18 protein-coding genes are annotated in these 20,623 nt (G+C 69.8%); 5 read left to right on the top strand and 13 right to left on the bottom strand.

What is annotated here, in order from left to right; translation table 11 throughout:
- Positions 1-39: 39 nt before the first annotated feature.
- The 3 genes from A5775_RS08365 to glmS form a co-directional block, all read right to left on the bottom strand.
- Positions 40-759: a rhomboid-like protein gene (locus A5775_RS08365; protein WP_156660619.1), complete on the bottom strand. Its 720-nt coding sequence runs from the start codon at positions 757-759 to the stop codon at positions 40-42.
- A 13-nt stretch (positions 760-772) separates the two neighbouring features.
- Positions 773-1,666 carry a DUF4436 domain-containing protein gene (locus A5775_RS08360; RefSeq protein ID WP_067250523.1) on the bottom strand — a complete coding sequence of 298 codons (894 nt, stop codon included), beginning with the start codon at positions 1,664-1,666 and terminating at the stop codon, positions 773-775.
- Between the two features lie 139 nt (positions 1,667-1,805).
- Positions 1,806-3,671, bottom strand: a complete 1,866-nt coding sequence (glmS, locus tag A5775_RS08355) for a glutamine--fructose-6-phosphate transaminase (isomerizing) (protein WP_067250521.1) — start codon at positions 3,669-3,671, stop codon at positions 1,806-1,808.
- Between the two features lie 403 nt (positions 3,672-4,074).
- Here glmS and A5775_RS08350 point away from each other — a divergent pair, with 403 nt between their 5' ends.
- The 3 genes from A5775_RS08350 to A5775_RS08340 all read left to right on the top strand — a co-directional run bounded on the left by A5775_RS08350 (position 4,075) and on the right by A5775_RS08340 (position 6,287).
- Entirely contained in the window at positions 4,075-4,272 is a 198-nt protein-coding gene (locus A5775_RS08350; RefSeq protein ID WP_067250566.1) for an Rv1535 family protein, read from the top strand.
- A gap of 43 nt (positions 4,273-4,315) precedes the next feature.
- Complete coding sequence (locus tag A5775_RS08345; RefSeq protein ID WP_067250517.1) at positions 4,316-5,155, top strand: dienelactone hydrolase family protein; 840 nt, start codon at positions 4,316-4,318, stop codon at positions 5,153-5,155.
- A gap of 91 nt (positions 5,156-5,246) precedes the next feature.
- On the top strand, positions 5,247-6,287 hold the full coding sequence (locus A5775_RS08340; protein WP_067250513.1) for an LLM class F420-dependent oxidoreductase: 1,041 nt from the start codon (positions 5,247-5,249) through the stop codon (positions 6,285-6,287).
- A 4-nt stretch (positions 6,288-6,291) separates the two neighbouring features.
- On the opposite strand, the gene A5775_RS08335 is transcribed toward A5775_RS08340, so the two are convergent.
- From A5775_RS08335 to eccCb, 9 genes are all read right to left on the bottom strand, one after another.
- On the bottom strand, positions 6,292-7,641 hold the full coding sequence (locus A5775_RS08335; protein WP_067250510.1) for a hypothetical protein: 1,350 nt from the start codon (positions 7,639-7,641) through the stop codon (positions 6,292-6,294).
- A 3-nt stretch (positions 7,642-7,644) separates the two neighbouring features.
- A complete protein-coding gene (locus A5775_RS08330; protein WP_067250507.1) occupies positions 7,645-7,974 on the bottom strand; it encodes a type VII secretion target in 330 nt (109 codons plus the stop codon).
- Between the two features lie 48 nt (positions 7,975-8,022).
- On the bottom strand, positions 8,023-9,357 hold the full coding sequence (glmM, locus tag A5775_RS08325) for a phosphoglucosamine mutase (protein ID WP_067250505.1): 1,335 nt from the start codon (positions 9,355-9,357) through the stop codon (positions 8,023-8,025).
- Positions 9,358-9,507: 150 nt separating this feature from the next.
- Positions 9,508-9,963, bottom strand: a complete 456-nt coding sequence (rpsI, locus tag A5775_RS08320) for a 30S ribosomal protein S9 (RefSeq protein ID WP_156660622.1) — start codon at positions 9,961-9,963, stop codon at positions 9,508-9,510.
- Positions 9,964-10,061: 98 nt separating this feature from the next.
- Positions 10,062-10,505: a 50S ribosomal protein L13 gene (gene rplM / locus A5775_RS08315; RefSeq protein WP_067250502.1), complete on the bottom strand. Its 444-nt coding sequence runs from the start codon at positions 10,503-10,505 to the stop codon at positions 10,062-10,064.
- 264 nt (positions 10,506-10,769) lie between these two features.
- Complete coding sequence (locus A5775_RS08310; RefSeq protein WP_156660618.1) at positions 10,770-11,072, bottom strand: WXG100 family type VII secretion target; 303 nt, start codon at positions 11,070-11,072, stop codon at positions 10,770-10,772.
- A 9-nt stretch (positions 11,073-11,081) separates the two neighbouring features.
- Positions 11,082-11,399, bottom strand: a complete 318-nt coding sequence (locus A5775_RS08305; protein WP_067250495.1) for a WXG100 family type VII secretion target — start codon at positions 11,397-11,399, stop codon at positions 11,082-11,084.
- A gap of 44 nt (positions 11,400-11,443) precedes the next feature.
- Positions 11,444-12,709: a type VII secretion-associated protein gene (locus A5775_RS08300; protein WP_067250492.1), complete on the bottom strand. Its 1,266-nt coding sequence runs from the start codon at positions 12,707-12,709 to the stop codon at positions 11,444-11,446.
- On the bottom strand, positions 12,706-16,380 hold the full coding sequence (gene eccCb, locus A5775_RS08295) for a type VII secretion protein EccCb (protein WP_067250488.1): 3,675 nt from the start codon (positions 16,378-16,380) through the stop codon (positions 12,706-12,708). The genes A5775_RS08300 and eccCb overlap by 4 nt, the downstream gene beginning before the upstream one ends.
- A 127-nt stretch (positions 16,381-16,507) precedes the next feature.
- On the opposite strand from eccCb, the gene eccD reads away from it, so the two are divergent.
- Together eccD and mycP are read left to right on the top strand one after the other, a co-directional pair.
- A complete protein-coding gene (eccD, locus tag A5775_RS08290; RefSeq protein WP_082952927.1) occupies positions 16,508-17,884 on the top strand; it encodes a type VII secretion integral membrane protein EccD in 1,377 nt (458 codons plus the stop codon).
- On the top strand, positions 17,881-19,197 hold the full coding sequence (gene mycP, locus A5775_RS08285; protein ID WP_369827801.1) for a type VII secretion-associated serine protease mycosin: 1,317 nt from the start codon (positions 17,881-17,883) through the stop codon (positions 19,195-19,197). The genes eccD and mycP overlap by 4 nt, the downstream gene beginning before the upstream one ends.
- On the opposite strand, the gene eccB is transcribed toward mycP, so the two are convergent.
- Positions 19,162-20,544 (bottom strand): type VII secretion protein EccB, encoded by a 1,383-nt coding sequence (eccB, locus tag A5775_RS08280; RefSeq protein WP_067250486.1) that lies wholly within the window; start codon positions 20,542-20,544, stop codon positions 19,162-19,164. The genes mycP and eccB overlap by 36 nt on opposite strands.
- Positions 20,545-20,623 lie beyond the last annotated feature (79 nt).

Raw genomic sequence — 20,623 nt, 5'->3', positions numbered from 1 at the left:
GGGGGCTTGGCGCCCACCATCTTTCGCCGCGGCCCAGCATCAGCCCGGGCCCGCCGGGGGCACGCTGCGGCGGGCCATGGCTTTGAGGCGGGCCGGACTCAATTGCCGGCTGCGTGTGGAGCGGGTGCGGGTCATCGGGTAAAAGCACAGGCCGATCAGGATCGAGGCGAAATGCCCGATCGCGGTGAAGTCGAGTTCGACGCGGTTCATCGTGACCAACGGGAAACCGAAGATGACGAACAGCACCCCGAGATAGCCCCAGCGCCAGGGCCGGGCGATGTGGTAGGTCAGCACGGCCATCACTCCGACCAGGAAATAGCTGACTCCGATGTCGCGCGCGTGCACGAGGCGCTGCGACGCCTCGCGTTCCTCGATCGCGAAATAGAGGATGCCCTCGCTGATATAGGTGGCGAGGATGTGCGAACTCAATCCCACAGTGAGCCAGCGCAGCTGACCGAGCCAATGTTCGGCCGGCGCGAGAAACAGGGTGAACAGCAGCAGGTAGGGCTCGAAGTTTTTGCCGTCGATCCACAGCAGGCTGGAAAACAGGACGTCGAGCGGGTTCTTGCCCAACTCGTGAATGTTGGTGGAGCGGTGCAGCAATACCGAGTGCAACTGCCTGCCGGTGAGATGGCTCTGGATGATCGTCGTGACCATCAGCACGAGCAGCCAGCCGTAGGTCAGCGGCGCGGTGCTGACGAAATGCCACACCGCCAGCGTCATGCTGCGCACTCGTCCCCGAACGGATGCAGGTGCCACGAGCCGCCGCCCGTCAGCTACTCGACGGCGCGGGCTCCGGAACCGCCGGCGCGGCAGCGAGGACCGGCGGTTTCAAATGTCGCCACCAGCAGCCGATGTAGAGCACCATCGAGATCGCCAACGCCAGCAGGACCCAGATCACGACGGTGATGTCCACCCAGCTGCCGAAGGGTGGCGAGCCGGGCAGCGCGTTTCTCAGCGGCACCACCGCGAACAGCATCGCCGCGTACCACGTCGTCATCGGCGGCTGGAACGGTCGCCGGTCCCGCGCGGTCTGAACCGCAACGAACAGCGCCAGACTGGCGATCGTGATGAGCACGCCGAGGATGACGATGGCGAACGCCGCGGTGCTCAGCGACCGCCGCACGTGCAGCCGGTACGGGCCGTCGGCCTGGGTCCTGGTCGCGGTGAGCTGCCACCCCGAGAGGTGGTCGATGAAGGCGACCGGCACGTGGTCGGGCGCCCGCTCGGTACCAGGGCCGTAGAAGATCTCGACTTCCAATGGTCCCGAACGATATTGGTCGAACGGCCAGCGTTCGATCTGCCCGGCGATGGTCAGGGGGACCGACATCAGCCCGGGAAGCATGCCCTTGGTCCAGGTGTGCCGCGACGGCATCGCCGAGGATCTGACGCGAAGGCTGAGATCGTCTTTCAGGTGGTGGGTTATCGGATCCAACAACGCCGGTCCGGGATTGAAGGCGAGGTTGACGGAGAGCACGCTGTTGTTGGACTGGAACTCTTCCACGTTGATGGTCGCCGACGGCTTGTCACCGCTCACCACCGGAGTGGCTACATCCAGACGACGGCCCGTGTCACTTTGGGCGTACATCATGACCGACCCGACGTATGCCGCGATGACGAGCAGGATCAGACCTACGATGCCGTATCTCTTGCCGCCCGATCGCATACTTCCTCCCGCACGGACGCCGCTTGGACCACTTGGCCGAAATGCTTTTCCAGGGCAATGTAATGGATCGGCCGCGGGCCCGTCGCCGATACGCGCGAAGCGGTCCGGCTCATGCCCGCCTATACCCGCCTATACCCGCCTATTCAACGGTGACGGATTTGGCCAGGTTTCGCGGCTTGTCCACGTCGTAGCCGCGCGCCTGGGCCACCGACGCGGCGAACACCTGAAGCGGGATCGTCGACAGCAGGGGCTGCAGAAGCGTTGATACAGAGGGGATTTCGATCAAGTGGTCGGCGTAGGGGCGCACGGTGTCATCGCCTTCTTCGGCGATCACGATGGTGATGGCCCCGCGGGCCTGGATTTCGCGGATGTTGGACAGCAGCTTGGCGTGCAGCACGGCCGACCCCTTGGGGGACGGCATGACGACGATGACGGGCAGATCGTCCTCGATGAGCGCGATGGGGCCGTGCTTGAGCTCGCCGGCGGCGAACCCCTCGGCGTGCATGTACGCCAATTCCTTGAGTTTGAGCGCACCTTCCAGCGCCACCGGATAGCCGACGTGGCGGCCCAGGAACAGCACCGTGGGCGACTGGGCGAATTGATAGGCCAACGCGGCCACCGGCTTGATCGTCGCGAGGACCCGCGCGACGAGGTCCGGCATCGCTTCCAGCTCGTGGTACTCCCGGGCGACTTCGTCGGGGTACTTGGTGCCCCGGGCCTGCGCCAGCGCCAGGCCGACCAGATAGTTGGCGGTGATCTGTGCCAGGAACGTCTTCGTCGACGCCACCCCGATCTCCGGGCCGGCGCGGGTGTAGAGCACCGCGTCGCATTCACGCGGAATCTGCGAGCCGTTGGTGTTGCAGATCGCCAACACCTTGGCCTTCTGCTCCTTGGCGTGGCGCACCGCCTCGAGGGTGTCGGCGGTTTCGCCGGACTGCGAGATGGCGACCACCAGGGTGCTGCGGTCCAAAACCGGGTCGCGGTAACGGAATTCGCTGGACAGCTCCACCTCGACCGGCAGCCGCGTCCAGTGCTCGATTGCGTATTTCGCCAGCAGCCCGGAGTGATACGCGGTGCCGCAGGCCACCACGAATACCTTGTCGATCTCGCGAAGTTCCTGATCGCTCAAACGCTGCTCGTCGAGCACGATCCGGCCGTCCACGAAGTGCCCCAGCAGGGTGTCGGCCACCGCGGCGGGCTGCTCGGCGATCTCCTTGAGCATGAAGTATTCGTAGCCGCCCTTTTCGGCGGCGGCCAGATCCCAATCGATATGGAACTCGCGGTATTCGACATCGTCGTTGCCGTCGAAGTCGGTGATCCGGTAGCCGTCCGCGGTGATCACCACGGCCTGGTCCTGGCCGAGTTCGATGGCGTTGCGGGTGTGCGGGATGAAGGCCGCCACGTCGGAGCCGACGAACATCTCGCCGTCGCCGATGCCGAGCACCAGCGGGGTGGAGCGGCGGGCGGCGACGATGGTGCCGGGGTCGTCGGCGTTGGCGAACACCAGCGTGAAGTGGCCGTCGAGGCGGCGCAGCACCGCGCGCACCGATGCGGGGAAATCGCCGGCGGTGGCGCCGTGGTGGTAGGCCTGCGCGACCAGGTGCACCGCGATCTCGGTGTCGGTGTCGCTGGCGAACTCCACGCCCTGGGCCTCGAGTTCGTGGCGCAGGTTCGCATAGTTCTCGATGATGCCGTTGTGGACCACGGCGATCTTGCCGGCGGCGTCGCGGTGCGGGTGCGCGTTGCGGTCGGTGGGGCGCCCGTGGGTCGCCCACCGGGTGTGGCCCAGGCCGGTGGTGCCGGTCAGCGACGACGGCGGCATCTGGGCGACGGCCTCTTCCAGGTTGGCCAGCCGGCCGGCGCGGCGGCTCACCGTCAGGGTGCCGTCACCGTTCGCCAATGCGATGCCCGACGAGTCGTACCCGCGGTACTCCATCCGGCGCAGCGCGGCCATGACGACGCCACAGGCGGGCTGCTGCCCGACATAGCCGACAATTCCGCACATTCTGACCAGGGTAGTGCAGGTGGACCACCGAGCCCGCAATCCGGCGCGAGGGTTAGGCCGCCCACCTGCACGAAAGGCGTGTTGGGTCCCCGCCGGCGCCCCGCCACACAGGTCACTGTCATAACGGGCGGAGACCCTTTTCACCTGCTGTGTGTGCGACGTTTTCGTTCGCGTCATCGCCCTGGGGGCGAAACCCCTAGCATTCGAATTGTCAGCAAAGATCGCTAACGACCAAAGGGCAAGCTGATCGAGATCTCATCGGCGTCTCTGGCTACCTGCAATCCGATTTTTGGCCCAGCGTGAATTCAGTCGTCGATGGTTGTTCACCGGGAATTGTGCAGCGGGTCGCATGGAAATGCGTAACTTGCTCCGACCGACCACCGTGCGCCATGAGGAGGCAATCATGACCGCAGTTCGGTACGACGACGTGGGGCCCGTCCCGTTGGCGCCCGCGCCCAGGCAAGCCGCCAAGCCGCGCCGGCAGCCGTCGATGGGCTCCGGAAACGCCTTGATGGACATGACTACCCATGTGCTCACCGCCACGCTGCGCCAGCTCTACGCGGCGTTGTGGCGCGCGGGCGTCATCGAGGTCACGGCCTAGTCATCTCCTCCGGGGCGCGATTGCGATGCGCTAACGTCGACGCGTGGCCCGCATCCGCAAGCTCGTCGCCGCTCTGCACCGCCGTGGTCCGCACCGGGTTTTGCGGGGTGACCTGGCCTTTGCCGGACTGCCCGGAGTGGTGTACACCCCGGAGGCGGGGCTGAATCTGCCCGGCGTGGCGTTCGGCCATGATTGGCTCGCCGGCACCGCCCGGTACGCGAACTTGCTCGAGCATCTGGCGTCGTGGGGCATCGTGGCCGGCGCTCCGGACACCCAGCGCGGCCTGGCTCCGTCGGTGCTGAACTTGGCCTTCGATCTCGGCACCACCCTGGACATCGTGTCGGGCGTGCGCCTGGGGCCCGGCAAGATCAGCGTGCATCCCGCCAAACTCGGCGTAGTCGGTCACGGTTTCGGTGGCTCGGCCGCGGTGTTCGCCGCCGCGGGAATGCCCGCCAAGCCCGCGGCGGTGGCGGCGATCTTTCCCAGCGTCACCAGCCCGCCCGCTCAACAGCCGGCCGCGACGCTCAAGGTCCCGGGGGTGATCTTCACCGGGCCGGGTGATCGGGCGACGTTGAATTCCAACGCGCTGGCGCTTGCCGAGGCGTGGGAGCCGGCGACGCTGCGCATCGTCAGCAAGGCCGAACCCGGTGGGCTGGCCGAGGGCCGGAGGCTGGCCACGGTGCTCGGCCTGCCCGGCCCCCACCGGCGGACCCAGCGGTCGGTTCGGGCGCTGCTGACCGGATACCTGCTCTACACCCTGGGCGGCGACAAGAAGTATCGCGAGTTCGCCGACCCAGAGGTGCACCTGCCCGGGACGGACGCCATCGATCCCGAGTCCGAGGCGATCCCCCTGGAAGAGAAGATCGTCGCCCTGCTGAAGTGAGGGACTGACGCCGACGGTTCGCCGAGCACCGGACGGGCACTTCGGCGGGCGCAGCATCCGCGCCCGCACGGTCGCGTGGTAAGTGTCATTGATGCGAATCGGGATCGCTCTGAACTATTCGAGCGGCTTTCACGAAGCCGTGGACCGCGTCGTCGAACTCGAGAAATCGGGCATCGAAGTCGCGGTGGTGGCCGAGGCGTATTCGTTCGACGCCATCAGCCAGCTGGGATACCTGGCCGCCAAGACCAACACCGTCGAACTGGCCTCCGGGGTCCTTCCCCTCTACATCCGCACGCCCTCGCTGCTGGCGATGACCGCCGCAGGGCTGGACTTCGTGTCCGACGGGCGATTTCGCCTCGGCATCGGCACTTCCGGGCCGCAGGTGATCGAGGGCTTTCACGGGGTCCCGTTCGACGCGCCGCTGGGCCGCACCCGCGAGATCGTGGAGATCTGCCGCAAGGTGTGGCGCCGCGAACGCGTGCAATACGCCGGCAAGCACTACCAGCTGCCGCTGCCCGCCGACCGGGGAACTGGTCTGGGCAAGCCGTTGCAGCTCATCAATCACCCTGTGCGCGAACGCATTCCGATCAGTATCGCCGCCCTGGGACCGAAGAATGTCGAGCTCACCGCCGAGATCGCCGAGGGCTGGCAGCCCGTCTTCTACCTTCCGGACAAGGCATCCTCGATTTGGGGCGAGGCGCTGGCGGCCGGTGCCGCCAAGCGCGATCCCGCGCTGGGGCCGCTCGATGTCATGGTGCACGCGTCGCTGGCCATCGGGGACGACGTCGACGAGCGGCTGGCCTGGGTCAAGCCGCAGCTCGGGCTCTACATCGGCGGAATGGGCGCCAAAGGCCGCAATTTCTACCACAATCTGGCGACGCGCTACGGGTACGGCGAGGTCGCGGACCGGATCCAGGAGCTGTATCTGTCCGGCCGCAAGCAGGAGGCCATCGACACCGTGCCCGACGAGCTGGTGCGCGGCATGTCGCTGATCGGCCCGCGCGGATATGTGGCCGAACGCATGGCCGCCTTCGCCGAGGCCGGGGTGACCACGCTGCTGTTGAGCCCGCTGGCCGCCGACCGCGACGAATCCGTGCGCTTCGTCGAGGAAGCCCTGCAGCTGCAACCCTGAGCGGTCACTGCCCCGCCTGCGGAAGCTGGTCTGCGGCAACCTCACACGGTGTCGATGCCTCGTCAGCGGGCGCCGGTTCGGCGGCGGGCGCCGGCGGCTCAGCCGATGTCGGGTCGGCCGGCGGCGGGGTCTGGGCCGGTTGGGCCGGCGGATCGGGCACATTGGGCTCGGGCGGCCCGGCGTCGACCGGCTGGGCCGGGTCGGTCTCCTCGGGTTCGGCGGGCGCGGCGGTGTCGTCGTCCTCAGTGACGTCGCCGGTGTCCTCGGCGGCCTCGCCATCCACGGGATCCTCGGCGTGAAAAGGGTTCTCGTCGAAGGGGTTTGCGTCCAGCGGATCGTCGAACGGGGCCGCACCGCCCGGCCCGTCGCCCGCCGACCCGAGCAGGCCGCCCATCGCATCGACGATCCTGCTGGCCAGCCCGAGGAGACCGCCGCCCCCGCCGAGCCCACCACCGCCGAGTCCGCCGCCACCAAAATCGCCCAACCCCCCGGCGGGCATCCCCGACGCATCGCCGAGCCCGGTTCCCCAGTCCGCGGCGGGCGGCGGCGCAGGCGGAGCCGGCGTGGGGGCGACCGGAGGAGGTGCCGCGGCCGTCAACGTCGGCGCCGGGTCCACCGGCACCGCGGCGGCGGCGACCGGCGCAAGCTGCATCGGGACGACCGTCGTCCCGAGATCGCCGGGGAATTCGAACCGCGCCGCAGGGGCGGCGGCCGCCCGGTCGATCACCATGGCGTAAGCGGTCTCGATCCCGTCGCAGGTGGAGCGCATCGCGTTCAGCCAGTCGTGACGAATATCGTTGTCCACGTAGGGAATTACCTGCTGACGCACCACACCCTCGGCACTGTGCAGGTCCCCCGCCGTGACCGCGGCGGCGGCGGCCAGCCAGGCCGGCCGCTGCGCCTGGGTGCGGTCGTCGACGGCGATGGCGGTCGCCACTTTCGAATCGACCAGTTGCCACAGGTTGTCGCGCAGCGACTCGCATCGCTGGGCCGCCGCGCGCAGTTCGGCGGCGACCGCGTCGGCGCTGTCGCAATGCCGCTGCAACAGCTGCACCGCGGCGTCCCCGCCCGGGCCCGTCCACGCCGCGGCCAGCTCGGCCGCCTGCGCGCGCTGCATGCGCAACGCTTCGGCCGCCACCACGCCGGCCGCCCGCAGCTCCGCACAGTCGCGGTCGAGCGCGCGCAGGTCGAGACCGTCCTCGCTCGCATACCATTCGCGGATCTGCGCGGGATGCGCTGTCAGGTCGGGATATTGGTAGCCGAGCGCGTGGCCGGCCTGCACGTAGGTCTGGGTGTGCTCGACGGCCCCCCGGCCCTCGGCGAGGCGCCCGTCCACATCCAACCGGTCGGCCATGAGCTACGCGATCCGCGCGGCGGCGTACAGTTCGGCGTCGGCGTAGCGCTCGGCGCCCGACCGCAGGGCGGCGGCGATCTCGGTGGACGCGCGCGACCACTGCGACACCTGCGCCGTCAACCGTTCCACCTCGGCGCGCAGGGCATCGCCGCGCGCGGTGTGCGCCCGCCCCGCGACGGCCCCGCTGAAAGCCAGCCTGGCGAGGTGGTCGCTGACCGCGCGGTCGAGGAATTCGGCCGCCATGGCGAATTGGTTAGCGACCCGGTGCGTGGCCGGCCCGTCGATCTGTGTGCGGGCGGCGGCGACAGGCCGTGTTCCCCCAACGAAATTCATGCCTAATCCGACGCCCGCGGGTGCATCGGGGTTCCGACCGCGGAAGGATCAGTGCGCGGCGCTGACCGCTTCGGCGACCCGGGTGGCGACCCGCGCAGCGATGTCCTCGTCGGGGGCCTCCACCATCACGCGGATCATCGGCTCAGTTCCCGACGGGCGCAACAGGATTCGACCGGTATCGCCCAGTTCGGCCTCGGCCTGCCCGACGGCGGCCCGCACCGACGGTGCGGTGGCGGCGGTGGCCTTGTCGGCGACCGTGACGTTGATCAGCACCTGCGGCAGCGTCCGCATCGCCGAGGCCAGATCGGCCAGCGACGAGCCGGTCTGCACCATCCGGGTCATCAGTCGCAGCCCGGTGACGATGCCGTCTCCGGTCGAGCCCAGCGCGGGCATCACGATGTGTCCGGATTGCTCGCCGCCCAAGCTGTACTCGCCGGCCCGCAGTTCCTCCACGACGTAGCGATCGCCAACGCCGGTGGTGCGCACCGTGATTCCGGCCGAGCGCATAGCCAGATGCAGCCCCAGGTTGCTCATCACGGTGGTCACCAGCGTCCGGGAGGCCAGTTCGTCGGCCTCGTGCATCGCCAGCGCGAGCACCACCATGATGTGGTCGCCGTCGACGAGGTTGCCGTTGGCGTCGATGGCCAGGCACCGGTCGGCGTCCCCGTCGTGCGCCAGGCCCAGATCCGCGCGGTGCGCGACGACCGCCGAACGCAGCGAGTCCAAATGCGTGGAGCCGCAGTTCTCGTTGATGTTGAGCCCGTTGGGGTCGGCGTTGATCGCGATCACCCGCGCGCCGGCCGCGCGGTAGGCGCGCGGGGCCACCGTCGAGGCCGCGCCGTGGGCGCAGTCCACCACCACGGTCAATCCGTCGAGCCGCAGCGTGCTGGCCTTGCTCAGGTGGCGCAGGTAGCGGTCGGCCGCGTCCTCGGCGTCGACGACCCGACCGATCCCGGCGCCGAGCGGGCGCTGGCCGGCGTCCCCGACCAAGGCTTCGATCTGGTCCTCGGTGCCGTCGTCGAGCTTGCGGCCTCCGGGGCCGAAGATCTTGATGCCGTTGTCGGGCATCGGGTTGTGCGAGGCGGAGATCATCACCCCGAAGTCGGCGTCGTAGGCGCCCGTCAGGTACGCGACCGCGGGGGTGGGCAGCACCCCCACCCGCAGCGCGTCGACCCCTTGGCTGGTCAGCCCGGCGATCACCGCGGCCTCGAGCATTTCGCCGCTGGCCCGCGGGTCGCGGCCGATCACCGCGATCCGCCGGCCCGGTGCCGGCGCGCTCGCCAGGTGCCGCGCCGCCGCGGCACCCAGCGCCACCGCCAGCTCGGCGGTCAACTCGCTATTGGCGACCCCACGGACACCGTCGGTGCCGAATAGTCGACCCATGCGAACAAACCTCTCACAGTTGTCGGGCTAGCACCTAACGTGCCCGTTCCTTTGTGAACGAAACGGGCCGCGTATGGGCGCAGACACGCCGCGACCGGCCACAACTTCTCCAAGCACGATGCGAAGTTGTGGCCGGAAAGCGACCGCTGATCAGCGCTTGCTGTACTGAGGCGCCTTGCGGGCCTTCTTCAGGCCGTACTTCTTGCGCTCGGTGGCGCGCGGGTCACGGGTGAGGAAGCCGGCCTTCTTCAGGGCGGGCCGGTCGTCGGGCGAGGCCACGATCAGCGCCCGCGCGATGCCCAGACGCAGCGCGCCGGCCTGCCCCGAGGGGCCGCCGCCGTGCAGGTGGGCGTAGATGTCGAAGCTTTCCACCCGGTCGACGGTGACCAGCGGGGCCTTGATGAGCTGCTGGTGCACCTTGTTGGGGAAGTAGCCCTCCAGGCTGCGGCCGTTCAGGGTGAACTTGCCGGTGCCGGGCACCAGACGCACCCGCACCACGGCCTCCTTGCGGCGGCCGACGGTCTGGATGGGCCGCTCGAACACGTAGGACTCGGCGGGGGCGGCGACTTCGGCGGCCTCGGAGGCCTCAACCGGGGCTTCGGTCACCTCGGCGACGACCTCGACGGTCTCCTGGGCTTCCGGGTTCTCGGTGGTTTCTGGGTTTTCTGCGTTCTCTGGGTTTTCCACGGACTCGGTCGTTTCGGTCACTGGGCCACCTGCTTGATCTCGTACGGAACGGGCTGTTGCGCGGCGTGGGGATGCGTCGGGCCGGCGTAGACGTGCAGCTTGCGCGCGATCTGCCGGGCGAGCTTGTTCTTGGGCAGCATGCCGACGATCGCGTCCTCCACGACACGGTCGGGGTGCTTTTCCATCAGCTCGCGCATGGTGCGGCTGCTCAGACCGCCGGGAAACCCCGAGTGGCGGTACGCCAGCTTCTTGTCCAGCTTCTGGCCGCTGAAGGCGATCTTGTCGGCGTTGATGACGATGACGAAGTCACCGCCGTCGACATTGGGGGCGAACGTCGGCTTGTGCTTGCCGCGCAGCAGGTTGGCTGCCGCGACGGCAAGGCGGCCAAGCACCACGTCCGTGGCGTCGATGACGTGCCACGACCTCGTGGTGTCACCCGCCTTTGGCGTGTACGTAGGCACAGCGCTTACCACTCTTTCTCTGCGAGCCTCTGTTCCCGAGGCTGTGGATCCCGGTGTGACCGGGTGCCGGTCAGGCGTCCGCGGCGGGGGCTGGTCTCGGCGACCGACGTTGACCCGAGGCCCTGGCGTACCGCACGCCAACGGAGCAGCTTACCGACCGCCATCCCCGCAGGTCAAAATGACTGTGTGGTCCCGACGGCTCTCCCCCGTCAGGACCACACAGTCTCACGGCGCGGCGAGGACCGCGCGGTGTCTCGTCGGCCGCTACCGCGCCCACACGCCGGCCGCCCGGCGGTCGGCGTTGGCCACCTCGTCGGCACCGTCGCGGACAGCGTTTCCGAGTTCGGCCAGCATCTCGTTGAGCGCGGTCGCCGACTGGTGCCATTTCAGCTGTTCAGCCTGGTAGGCGGCGGCCGCTTCACTGGTCCAGAACTGCTGCAAGGGCGCGATGTGTGCTCTCAGCTCGTCCAGGGCGGCATTGAAGCGTGCCGATGTCGTGTGAATTTCCTGGCGCACCGAGTATTCGATTTCACCGAAGTTGTAGGACAGCACCGAGTCCACGGGGATCCTTTCTCGTCACAGGTTTCCGCCGACGGCGGCGATGTGGTCGGCGTGGCTTTGGCCGGCCTCCTGCAGGGTGGCCGCGTTGCGCCGAATGGTGTCGGCGATCGCGTGCAGGGCGTGGTAGAGCTGCACCGACTGCGCGTTCCAGCGATCCATCACGTCTTTGAAGCGGGTGGCCGCGAGCCCACCCCACGCCGAGGCCGGCACGCCACTCATGCGGCCGATGAACGCTTGCAGCATCGCCCTGATTTCCTCGTTGCGGGCGTCGGTGGTGCCGGCCACCGACCGCATCAGGTCGAAGTCGGTACTAAGTGTGTTCGGTGCGGCCATACCAACTACGACCGCGACGGCGCTGGTTCGGTTCCACGAATTTGTCATCCGATCGCGTGGGCGGATCTGACCGCCTGCTCGCAGGCGTCGCGGACGGCGCCTTCGTCGCCCGGCCGGCTCTGACATCCGACGCTGATTCGTACGGGGCCGTCCAGCAGCACCGCCCAACGCACGTCATGACCCGGGCGCACCTCGCGGTAGGTCACCGCCGGCCGGCCGGCGCTGGTGCCGGACGGGTTGAAATCGACAAACAGCCCGGCGGGTTCGCCGTCGATCGCGCGTTTCAACCGCTCCGCGGTGCCGCTCAGCGTCTCCCCGGCCACCGGCGACTGGGTGATGTGCAGGGCGACCTCGGGATCCGCCGGCGACGTGACCTGCACCCGCGCCGATCCCGGCCCGGTGACCACCCGTTGCGTCGGCCACGTCGCCGGCACCGACAGCGCCACGCGCCCCTCCACCAAAACCGTTGTGGGCGCGGCGTCCACACGCTTCGGGGCCACCGCGCCGGGCCGGCTCGGCGTCATTACCGTCGGAGCCATCGCAGCGGGAGCCGCCGCGGCGACGACGATGGCGGCGGCCCCGAGTCCGCCCAGCGTCCGGGCGCGCGACGGACGGGTGGTGACAGGTGCGGCGGCGGCAGGCCCCGAGGGCGCGGGGCGTGCCGCGATGGCCGACCGCGCCAGCCTGATGAGCCGAAGATCGTTGATTTCCAGGGTATTTGGTGCGCGGCCCCGAACCCTCTGACAGCTCCCGCGTACCGCGTCGGCAATCAACGCGGCCAGCGCCGAGGCCCCGGCGACCGTGCTCGGCGCGTCGATCAACACGGCCTCGGGGCCCGCACGGGCGATAACGCCCGCGACGGCTTCGGCGACGGATTGCGGCTCGGCATTGCGCGCCACGGCGGTGACCTCGCCCGCCGTGATCGCCACCAGCCGCTCGGCGATTTCGACCACCACAGCCGGTTCCGCGCGAGACGCCCGCGCCAGCAGCCACGATCGCGGGCGCGTCCGCGCCGCACCGGCCACCCTCGTCGCCGCCGCGGTCACCACACCCACGCGCGACGACGACCACCAGGACGGGTGCACGACGACCATGCCGTCGGCGGACGCACAGGTTGCCGACCGCAGCGCGGCGTCCCATACGGCATCGACGGCTACCGGCCGCTCCCCCACCAGCGCCACGCGATCGTCGATCGCGTCCAGGGCGGCCCGGACGACGGCGGATGTTTCGTGAGTGTTTGTGCTTGTGCCGCAACATAACCGACGGATCGTTGCGGGCCCGGCGGCGATGATCGCGGGGTGCTCGTTCATGGCGGGCTCCAGGCCACCTGGACGAGGTCGTCGTCACCGGCGCGGATGGTCAGAAGGCCACGCCCCGGCGGCAGTTGCACCGCGCGAGTGGGGCCGAACGGCGCCCCCTCGGCGTGAACTGCGCCCATCATCAGGGTCGTGCACCCGAGGTCACGCAGACCCGCCAGCAGCGGCTCGAACATCGCGCGCTCGGCCCCGCCGCTGCGCCGGGCGAGAACGAGATGCAGTCCCAGATCTTGGGCGTATGGCAGGAATTCGACGATCGGCGTCAGCGCGTTGCCCGCCGGGGTCGCAACCAGGTCGTAGTCGTCGACGACGACATAGATGTCCGGTCCGGACCACCACGAGCCCGCGCGCAACTCGGCCTGGGTCGCGTCGGGTGATGGCATCCGCCCGCGCAGCAGGTCGAGTAACTCGGGCAGCGACACAGACAAGGCGGCCGGCGACATCGCATACCCGCGAAGATGTTCCGACTCGACTATTCCGAGCAGCGCCCGCCGGAAGTCGACGATCCACAACTGGGCTTGCGCGGCGGTCTTGGTACGAATAATTTCTCGGCACACGGTTCGCAGCGTCGCGGTCTTCCCGCACCCGTTGCCGCCGACGATCACGAGATGCGCGTGTTGACCGAAATCGATTGCCACCGGCCGCAGTTCGCGCTCTTGCACACCGAGGAGCATCGATGCGCCCGATTCGCGCACCAAGGTCTCGCGATCGACGTGCATGGGCAGTAGTGGTATCGGCGGCGCAACCGACTCACCGGCGGGCACCTCGGCCACGGGCAAGGCGATCACCATGTGCAGCCCGTCACGAGACAGACCACGGCCCGGACTGTCGCGCGGGACGTGTTGAGCGGCCTTGCGGTCCAGTTCGGAGTCGGCGGGATCGCCCAGCCGCAGCTCGATGCGGGTGCCCAGCTGATCCCGCAGCGCCGGTCTGATATCGGCCCAGCGCGATGCCGACAACACGGCGTGCACACCGAATGAAAGCCCTTGGGCCGCCAGGGCGGTGATCGATGCCTCCAGCGCCTCGAACTCCTGGCGCACGGTTGCCCAGCCGTCGACGACGAGAAAGACGTCACCGAACGGATCACCCCTCACGGTGCCCGGCACGGTGCGCCGCCGGCGGTAGTCGGCCATCGAGGCGATTCCGTGCTCACCGAAGGTGACTTCGCGGCGTCGCACGATCGACTCGCATTCGGCGACGATCCGTCCGACGAGGCGAGGTTCACCCCGCCCGGCGACCGCGCCCACGTGCGGCAGCCCCCGCGCCGACGTCAGCGTCCCACCACCGAAATCCAGGCAGTAGAACTGCACCTGCCTCGCGTCATGCGTCGCCGCCAGCGCGGTGATCAGTGTGCGCAACGCCGTCGACTTGCCCGATTGCGGCCCTCCGACGACCGCCACATTACCTGCGGCCCCAGACAACTCGGCCATCAGTGTTGTCCGGCATTGCTCGAAGGGGCGGTCGACAAGGCCGATGGGGACGGTCAGGCCGGCGGCACGGTCGACCAGGGTGTGCAGCTCCGGGGCCGGCCCCAGCGGGGGCAGCCACACCCGGTGCGCCGGTGGTCCCTGGCCGCGCAGCCGATCCAGGACCGCACGCGCGATGGTCGGTGCGGGTGCCGCGCTCGCCTCGTCGGCGCGGCGAATCGCGCCGGTGACCCCGGTGGTAAACGCCTGGACCGAGCGCGCCATCGCAGCCGTCGCATCAGGTGGCGGGTCCGACCGCAGCGGTTCCGACACCGAGGCGGCCTGGAAGCGAATCGGTTCGCCGCCGCTCACCCGCACGAAGCCCGCACCGGGGGCGGTGGGCAGTTCGTAGGCGTCGAGATTGCCTAGTACCGTACGGGATTCGGCGGCGGACAGGGTCTTCAGACATAGCCGGTACGACAGGTGGGCGTCGAGGCCGCGTAGCCGGCCTTCATCGAGACGCTGACTGGCCAACAGCAGGTGCATGCCCAGGGATCGGCCGAGTCGGCCGATCGCCACGAACATGTCGGCGAAATCGGGATGCTGGCTCAGCAATTCGGAGAACTCGTCGACGATGACGAACAGGGTGGGCAACGCGGGCAGGGTCAGGGCCGGGGCGCCCGGCTGGCGCGCACGCTCGTAGGCCTCGACGCCGGGGCAGCCCGCCGTCCGCAGCAGCTGCTGGCGACGGTTCATCTCACCGGCCAGCGCGTCGCGCATGCGGGCCACCAGCGGCGCATCGTCGGCGAGGTTGGTGATCACCGCGGCCACGTGTGGCGCCTGTGCAAAGTCGAGAAAGGTTGCGCCGCCCTTGAAGTCGATGAGCAGCAGGTTGAGTTCTTCAGGCGAGTTGCGGGCCATCATGCCCAGCGCGATGGTGCGCAACAGCTCCGACTTGCCCGACCCGGTGGCACCGATGCAGAGCCCGTGTGGTCCCATCCCGTTCTCGGCCGGCTCTTTGATATCCAGCTCGAGCGGTGTGCCCCGCGTGGTAGTCCCGATGGGGACGCGGAGCCGGTCGCGACGCCCCCGGCGGCGCCATAGCGTCGCCGGGTCGAAACGTTCCACATCGTCGATCCCGGCCAGGCCCGGCCAGCCGGGGTCACCGGCTCCCGCGCCGGTCACCCGCGGCCGATGCCCGGCGAGCCGGCGGGCACATACCAAGGCGTCGAGGGCGTCCATCCGGTCCGGGGAAGACACCGTTGTGGTCTGGGTGGACTGTCGGATCGTCAGCGCCGCAGCGCCGTGGCCGGCACCGACCGCGATCGTGGTGGCACCGGTGATCGGGGCGGCGCCCTCGGTCAGCTCGGCGACCACCACCACCCGGGGCGCCGGCACTCCCGCCAGGGCCCGCCGCATGTGTGCGGCAGTCGCATAGACCATCCGCACCGCACCCGCCGCATCCGATTCTGCGGGATGTTGGTTGTGCGGCAGCCATTTCAGCCATTCCCAGTGGGCGCGATGCGTGTCGCTGATCGCGGCGACGATCCGCACCTGATCGGGCGCGTGCAGCGCCGCGAGTTGGCAAATCATCGCGCGTAGCAATGCACGCGCGGCGCTCAGCTCACCGTCGATCGTCACCAGCGACCCTTCAGGTAAGTCGACGGTGATCGGGCCGACGATCGTCGAATGCGCGCGGAGGAAACGACGCAACGCCGTCTCGGTGACCGGATCGCGAAGCTCCTCGGCGGGCAGCGCCGGGGCCACCAGACCGCGGGCGAGTGGCTGGGTTCCGATGCCCACCCGCACGCGGCAGAAGTCGGCGTCGCCCGAGCGGCGCTGCCACATGCGCGGGCCACCGATCAACGTCCACAGTGTGTCGGGATCGGGATGGCTCCGAATGCCTGACGCGCGCTGCGTCATAGCGATTTCGGACACGGACCGGCTCAGCTGATCCAGGTATCCGAGATAGCGCCCGCGGTCGGCATCGATGCCTTCGCCGCGCCGGCGGGCACGGCCGGTCAGCCCGGCCGCCACCGTCGACACCAGCATCATCAGCGGAAAGGCAAGGAACAGGGGGTGGCGGGTCAGGGCGGTCCCGGACGCGAACGCCGCCGCCATGATGCCCATGCTCACCAGCGAGAGCGCAACCGGCAGCAGGCGGGGCAGCAGGCCCGGCGCTGCCGCTGACGGCAGGTCCGGGGGAGCCTCGACAACGATCGGCGGCTGTTGTGCCGCGGGCACCAGAACCTGGTTCATCTCATCCCCTTCAGTTCGACGACGGTATGGAGCACCGACCACGGCGACAAGTCACCTGTGGACAGCCGGATACCGGGCCGTCGACACCTGGCTATGTTCTCTCCTGATCCGAGCGAAGGGTTCGCCGTTGGCTGCATCCGAGACCGCCCTGTGCCGTGTCTGCGTGCATTGGGGCGCCGCCGTCGCCGATCTGGCGCTACCCGCGGGAGTCCCTGTCGCGGTGCTGATTCCGTCGATCGTCGACGCCCTCGGGGTTCATCTCCCCGACGGCGATGCGGTGCGCTACCAGTTGTCGGTCCCCGGGGCATCGCCGCTGGATCCGTCGACGACGTTGGCGCAGCACCGCATCGGCGATGGCGCGGTCCTGATGCTGAGCCGACCCGGCGCACCGTTGCCCGCACCTCGTTACTTCGATGTCGCGCAGGCCGTGTCGGCCACGCTGGCCGCGGCCACCGGATCGCGCGACGACGGGAGCCGGCGAGCCGCCCGGCTCACCGGCGCGGCGGCGGCTGTCTTGCTGACGGTGGTGGGCGGGCTGGTGTTGGTGGGAACCACGTTCGGCCCCAACCCTCCTCGAGAGGGCGACACGACGGTCGCCGTTGTGGCATCGGCCGCCTTCGTCGCCCTCGGGCTTGCGGTGCTCGCGCACCGGGCCTATCGAGACCCGATCGCCGGGCTGGCGCTCGGCGTGATCGCCACGGTGCTCGCGACGGTGGCGGGATTTGTGGCGGTGCCCGGTGCGCCGAGCGTTTGCCACGTATTGCTGGCCGCGGCGGCGGCCGCCGTCACCTCGGTGGTGGCGACGCGGCTATCGGGTTGCGGTGACGTCGGATTGACGGCGGTGGCGTGGTTCGCGACGATCGTGGCCGCCGCGGCGCTGGCGGGTGCGATCACCGCCGCGCCCTTGCACGTCATCGCTTCGGTATCCGGGGTGATGTCCCTGGGCCTGCTCGCGGCGGCACCGCGCGTATCCATCACGTTGGCGGGGTTATCGCCCCGCTTGGCCGCGCCGGACGTCGCCGACCACGAGCCGAGCGACTCGTGGCTGTCCGCGCAAGCGATCCGCGCGGACCGCTGGCTGGCGAGCCTGCGTGCGGGGCTGTCGTCATCCGCCGGCGCCGCCGCGGCCGTCGCCGTCCTCGCCGGCGCACCCCGCCTGTCCTGCATGGCGTTCGGGGCCCTCACCGGCGCGGTGTTGCTGATGCGGTCCAGGTCCGGCACGGGCACAACGAGGCTGACCTTCGCCGTCATCGGAATCGTCAGCGCGGCAACCACCTTCGGCGTCGTCACCCTGCGCATACCGATGCACGGCGCCCTGCTTGCCGCGGCGACGGTGACGCTCGTCGCCGCGGCCATGTACGTCGGCTTCGCCGCACCAGCATCCTCGCCCGTCGTACTGCGAAGCCTTGAACTGCTGGAGTGGCTGGCGTGGGCGGCGCTGGTCCCGCTGGCCTGCTGGATCGGTGGACTCTACGGCGCGGTCCGGGGATTGAATCTCACGTGAGGGTATCGCACGTGGGGCGACTGCTGGCGGTGTCGGCGTTCACGATGCTTCCCGCGTTCGGAATACCCTCGGCACAAGCGGTTTCGCCCCCCGGCGTCGACGACAGGTGGTTGCCCGACCCCGCCTTGCCCGCACCGCTACGCCCGACCGTGCAGCGCGAAGTGTGTGCGCCGCTGACCGTCGACGCGGGGCCGGGCCGAAACCCGCCGCCGGAGGTGTTCGACCTGTCGGAGGTGTGGCGGCTCACCCGCGGTGCCGGACAACGGGTCGCGGTCATCGACACCGGAATCTCGCGGCACCGCCGACTGCCCGACGTGGTGCCCGGCGGCGACTACGTGTCCACCGGCGACGGCACGCAGGATTGTGACGCGCACGGCACGCTGGTAGCCGGAATCATCGCGGCCACGGCGGATTCCAAGTCCGACGGCTTCAGCGGGATCGCGCCCGAAGCCACCTTGATCAGCATTCGGCAGTCCAGCGCGAAATTCGCCGTCGCCGGCGACCGGTCGCGCGCCGGGGTCGGTGACGTCGACACCATGGCCAAAGCCGTTCGAACCGCCGCCGATCTCGGCGCATCGGTGATCAACATTTCCTCGGTCGCGTGCGTACCGGTGACCACCGCGCTCGACGACCGTGCGCTGGGTGCCGCGCTGGCCTACGCCGTCGACGTCAAAAATGCCGTGGTCGTTGCGGCGGCGGGCAATACCGGTGGCGCCGCGCAGTGCCCCCCGCAGCGATCGGATGCCACCTGGCAGACCATCACGGTCGCGGTCAGCCCCGGGTGGTACGACGACTATGTGCTGACCGTCGGATCGGTGAACGCCGAGGAAGCACCGTCGGCCTTCAGCCTCGCCGGCCCCTGGGTGGATGTCGCCGCACCCGGCGAGGCGGTGACCTCCCTCGCGCCCGATCCGGTGTCCGGCACGAGTTATGCCGCCCCGGTGGTGAGCGGGCTGGCGGCGCTGATTCGAGCCCGCTTCCCGGCATTGACCGCGCGCCAGGTGATGCAGCGCATCGAGTCGACGGCGCATCATCCGCCCGCCGGATGGGATGCGCTCGTCGGCAACGGAACCATCGATCCGTTCGCCGCGGTCAGCACCGGGACGGGCCCTTCCACCCGCACCCCCAAGCCGTCGCCGGTCGCGGCGCCGGCCACCGTCTCGCCGCCGGCAACCGCGCCACGCGATACCCGCCCCCGGGACACCGCGGTGCGCGGAGCCGCGATCTGCCTCGCCGCGCTGACGGTCGCCCTGGCCGCCGGCGCGCTCAGCAGCCGGCTACGGGGAACCCGCGGCCGTGTCCCGGGCGATTGAGGCGCGGTCTCTGCTCAGCTCGGGTCCGGCCGGCAGGACCGTGAGAAGTGGCCAGGGCACCGGGGTCGCCTCCGTCAGACCGAGATCGTGAGCGGCGTCGTCGCCGTGGATGGCAAAGCGGACCCCGGTGTCGGTGATCAGGTAACGGGTGCCCGCCCTGTCGCCCGCCCGCACGTAGGCGCTGCGGCCGGGCGGCACGTAGACGTCGTCCAACGCGGGGCCAGGACCGTCGGCTTGCGCCAGAGTCACCGCCGCCTGACCGGACGGAACCGGTGGCCGGCTGCCGGCCAGTAATGCCACACCTCCCGGGCCCGAAAGCGCGTCCTCCCAGCTGGCGCACACCGTGCCGGCGGGCTCCGACAGCGTGGGTGCCCGGTGGGGAAAGCCGGCCACGGGCAGCTCGGCGACGACGGGAGCGGACCGGATCGCCTCGGGCGCGACGGTGGCGGGGTTGACGCCGTCCTGGGCGTTGCTGAAGCGCAGCAGGTCGGCGGCCACCTGGCCGATCCGCTGCACGCCGGCGGCCAGGACGGCGTAATACTCGTCACCGTCGGCGCGTGTGATGCGAAGCACACTGCCGACGCGAAATCCCGGCAGCCCGCGCGCCGGGCCCCCCGCGCCATGGATCCGGGGCGCCGAGATCGGCGGCGCCTCGGGGACGGCGTTCAGCAACGCCTGCGACACCACCTGCGGCGCGCGCCCCTCGAGCCGCAGCGCACGCACGACCGCGGCATCGGCCAGGTCCACGATCGCCCGGTGCCCGTCGTAGAGCAGGTAGGCCGGCGAACCAGCCGCCGGAGCCGCCAGGAGGGCCTGTCCGGACGTCAGGCGGGCGACCTCGTGATCGGCGACGTGGCCGACGATGACCGTCGTGCTGCTGGCGCCACCGCTATCGCACATCGAGAATGCCAGGTCCCGCGCGGACAGCGGCCTGCCGACGAACTGCGGCGCGCCCGGAATGCCCAGCAGCGGGCCGCGTTTGCTGCCCTCCAGGTCGGCCTCGCGAACCGGCTGCGGATCGGCGGCCGTCGCCGCGATGAGCCGCGCCGACGCCAGGTTCAGCACCGGATGCCAGACATCGCCCACCCGAACGAACAGCGCACCCGATTCCCGGGCCATCACGATCTGCGCGCGATCCAGCGGGACGTGCGGCCGCAGCAAACCCAGAACCGCGCAGCCGGCCAGCGCGAGCGCGGTGAACACACAACCGGCGGCCAGCGATGCCGGCGGCATACGCAAACGTGAACTGGCCGGCGACATCGCCTCGCCCAGCAACGCGCATTCGATGCGGCGCAGCTGATACCGGTGAGCGCTGACGTGTAGCCACGTGGTCGGCTGACGCGGCACTGATCCCCCCACCCTGCGAACCCGTCTGGACACACCCTAGGCCGCCGATCGGCGCCGTCGGAGCGCTTATCCACAGGTC

It is taken from the genome of Mycobacterium sp. 852002-10029_SCH5224772 (assembly GCF_001667315.1).
Taxonomy (GTDB): domain Bacteria; phylum Actinomycetota; class Actinomycetes; order Mycobacteriales; family Mycobacteriaceae; genus Mycobacterium.
This window is presented reverse-complemented; position numbering and strand designations above follow the sequence as displayed.

Coding starts and splice junctions, on each gene's coding strand:
- glmM (WP_067250505.1), bottom strand. CDS start 9,357: ATGGGTCGACTATTCGGCACCGACGGTGTCCGTGGGGTCGCCAATAGC.
- A5775_RS08305 (WP_067250495.1), bottom strand. CDS start 11,399: ATGGCCGCACCGAACACACTTAGTACCGACTTCGACCTGATGCGGTCG.
- A5775_RS08300 (WP_067250492.1), bottom strand. CDS start 12,709: ATGAACGAGCACCCCGCGATCATCGCCGCCGGGCCCGCAACGATCCGT.
- A5775_RS08360 (WP_067250523.1), bottom strand. CDS start 1,666: ATGCGATCGGGCGGCAAGAGATACGGCATCGTAGGTCTGATCCTGCTC.
- glmS (WP_067250521.1), bottom strand. CDS start 3,671: ATGTGCGGAATTGTCGGCTATGTCGGGCAGCAGCCCGCCTGTGGCGTC.
- A5775_RS08350 (WP_067250566.1), top strand. CDS start 4,075: ATGACCGCAGTTCGGTACGACGACGTGGGGCCCGTCCCGTTGGCGCCC.
- eccCb (WP_067250488.1), bottom strand. CDS start 16,380: ATGAACCAGGTTCTGGTGCCCGCGGCACAACAGCCGCCGATCGTTGTC.
- A5775_RS08335 (WP_067250510.1), bottom strand. CDS start 7,641: ATGGCCGACCGGTTGGATGTGGACGGGCGCCTCGCCGAGGGCCGGGGG.
- A5775_RS08340 (WP_067250513.1), top strand. CDS start 5,247: ATGCGAATCGGGATCGCTCTGAACTATTCGAGCGGCTTTCACGAAGCC.
- A5775_RS08330 (WP_067250507.1), bottom strand. CDS start 7,974: ATGAATTTCGTTGGGGGAACACGGCCTGTCGCCGCCGCCCGCACACAG.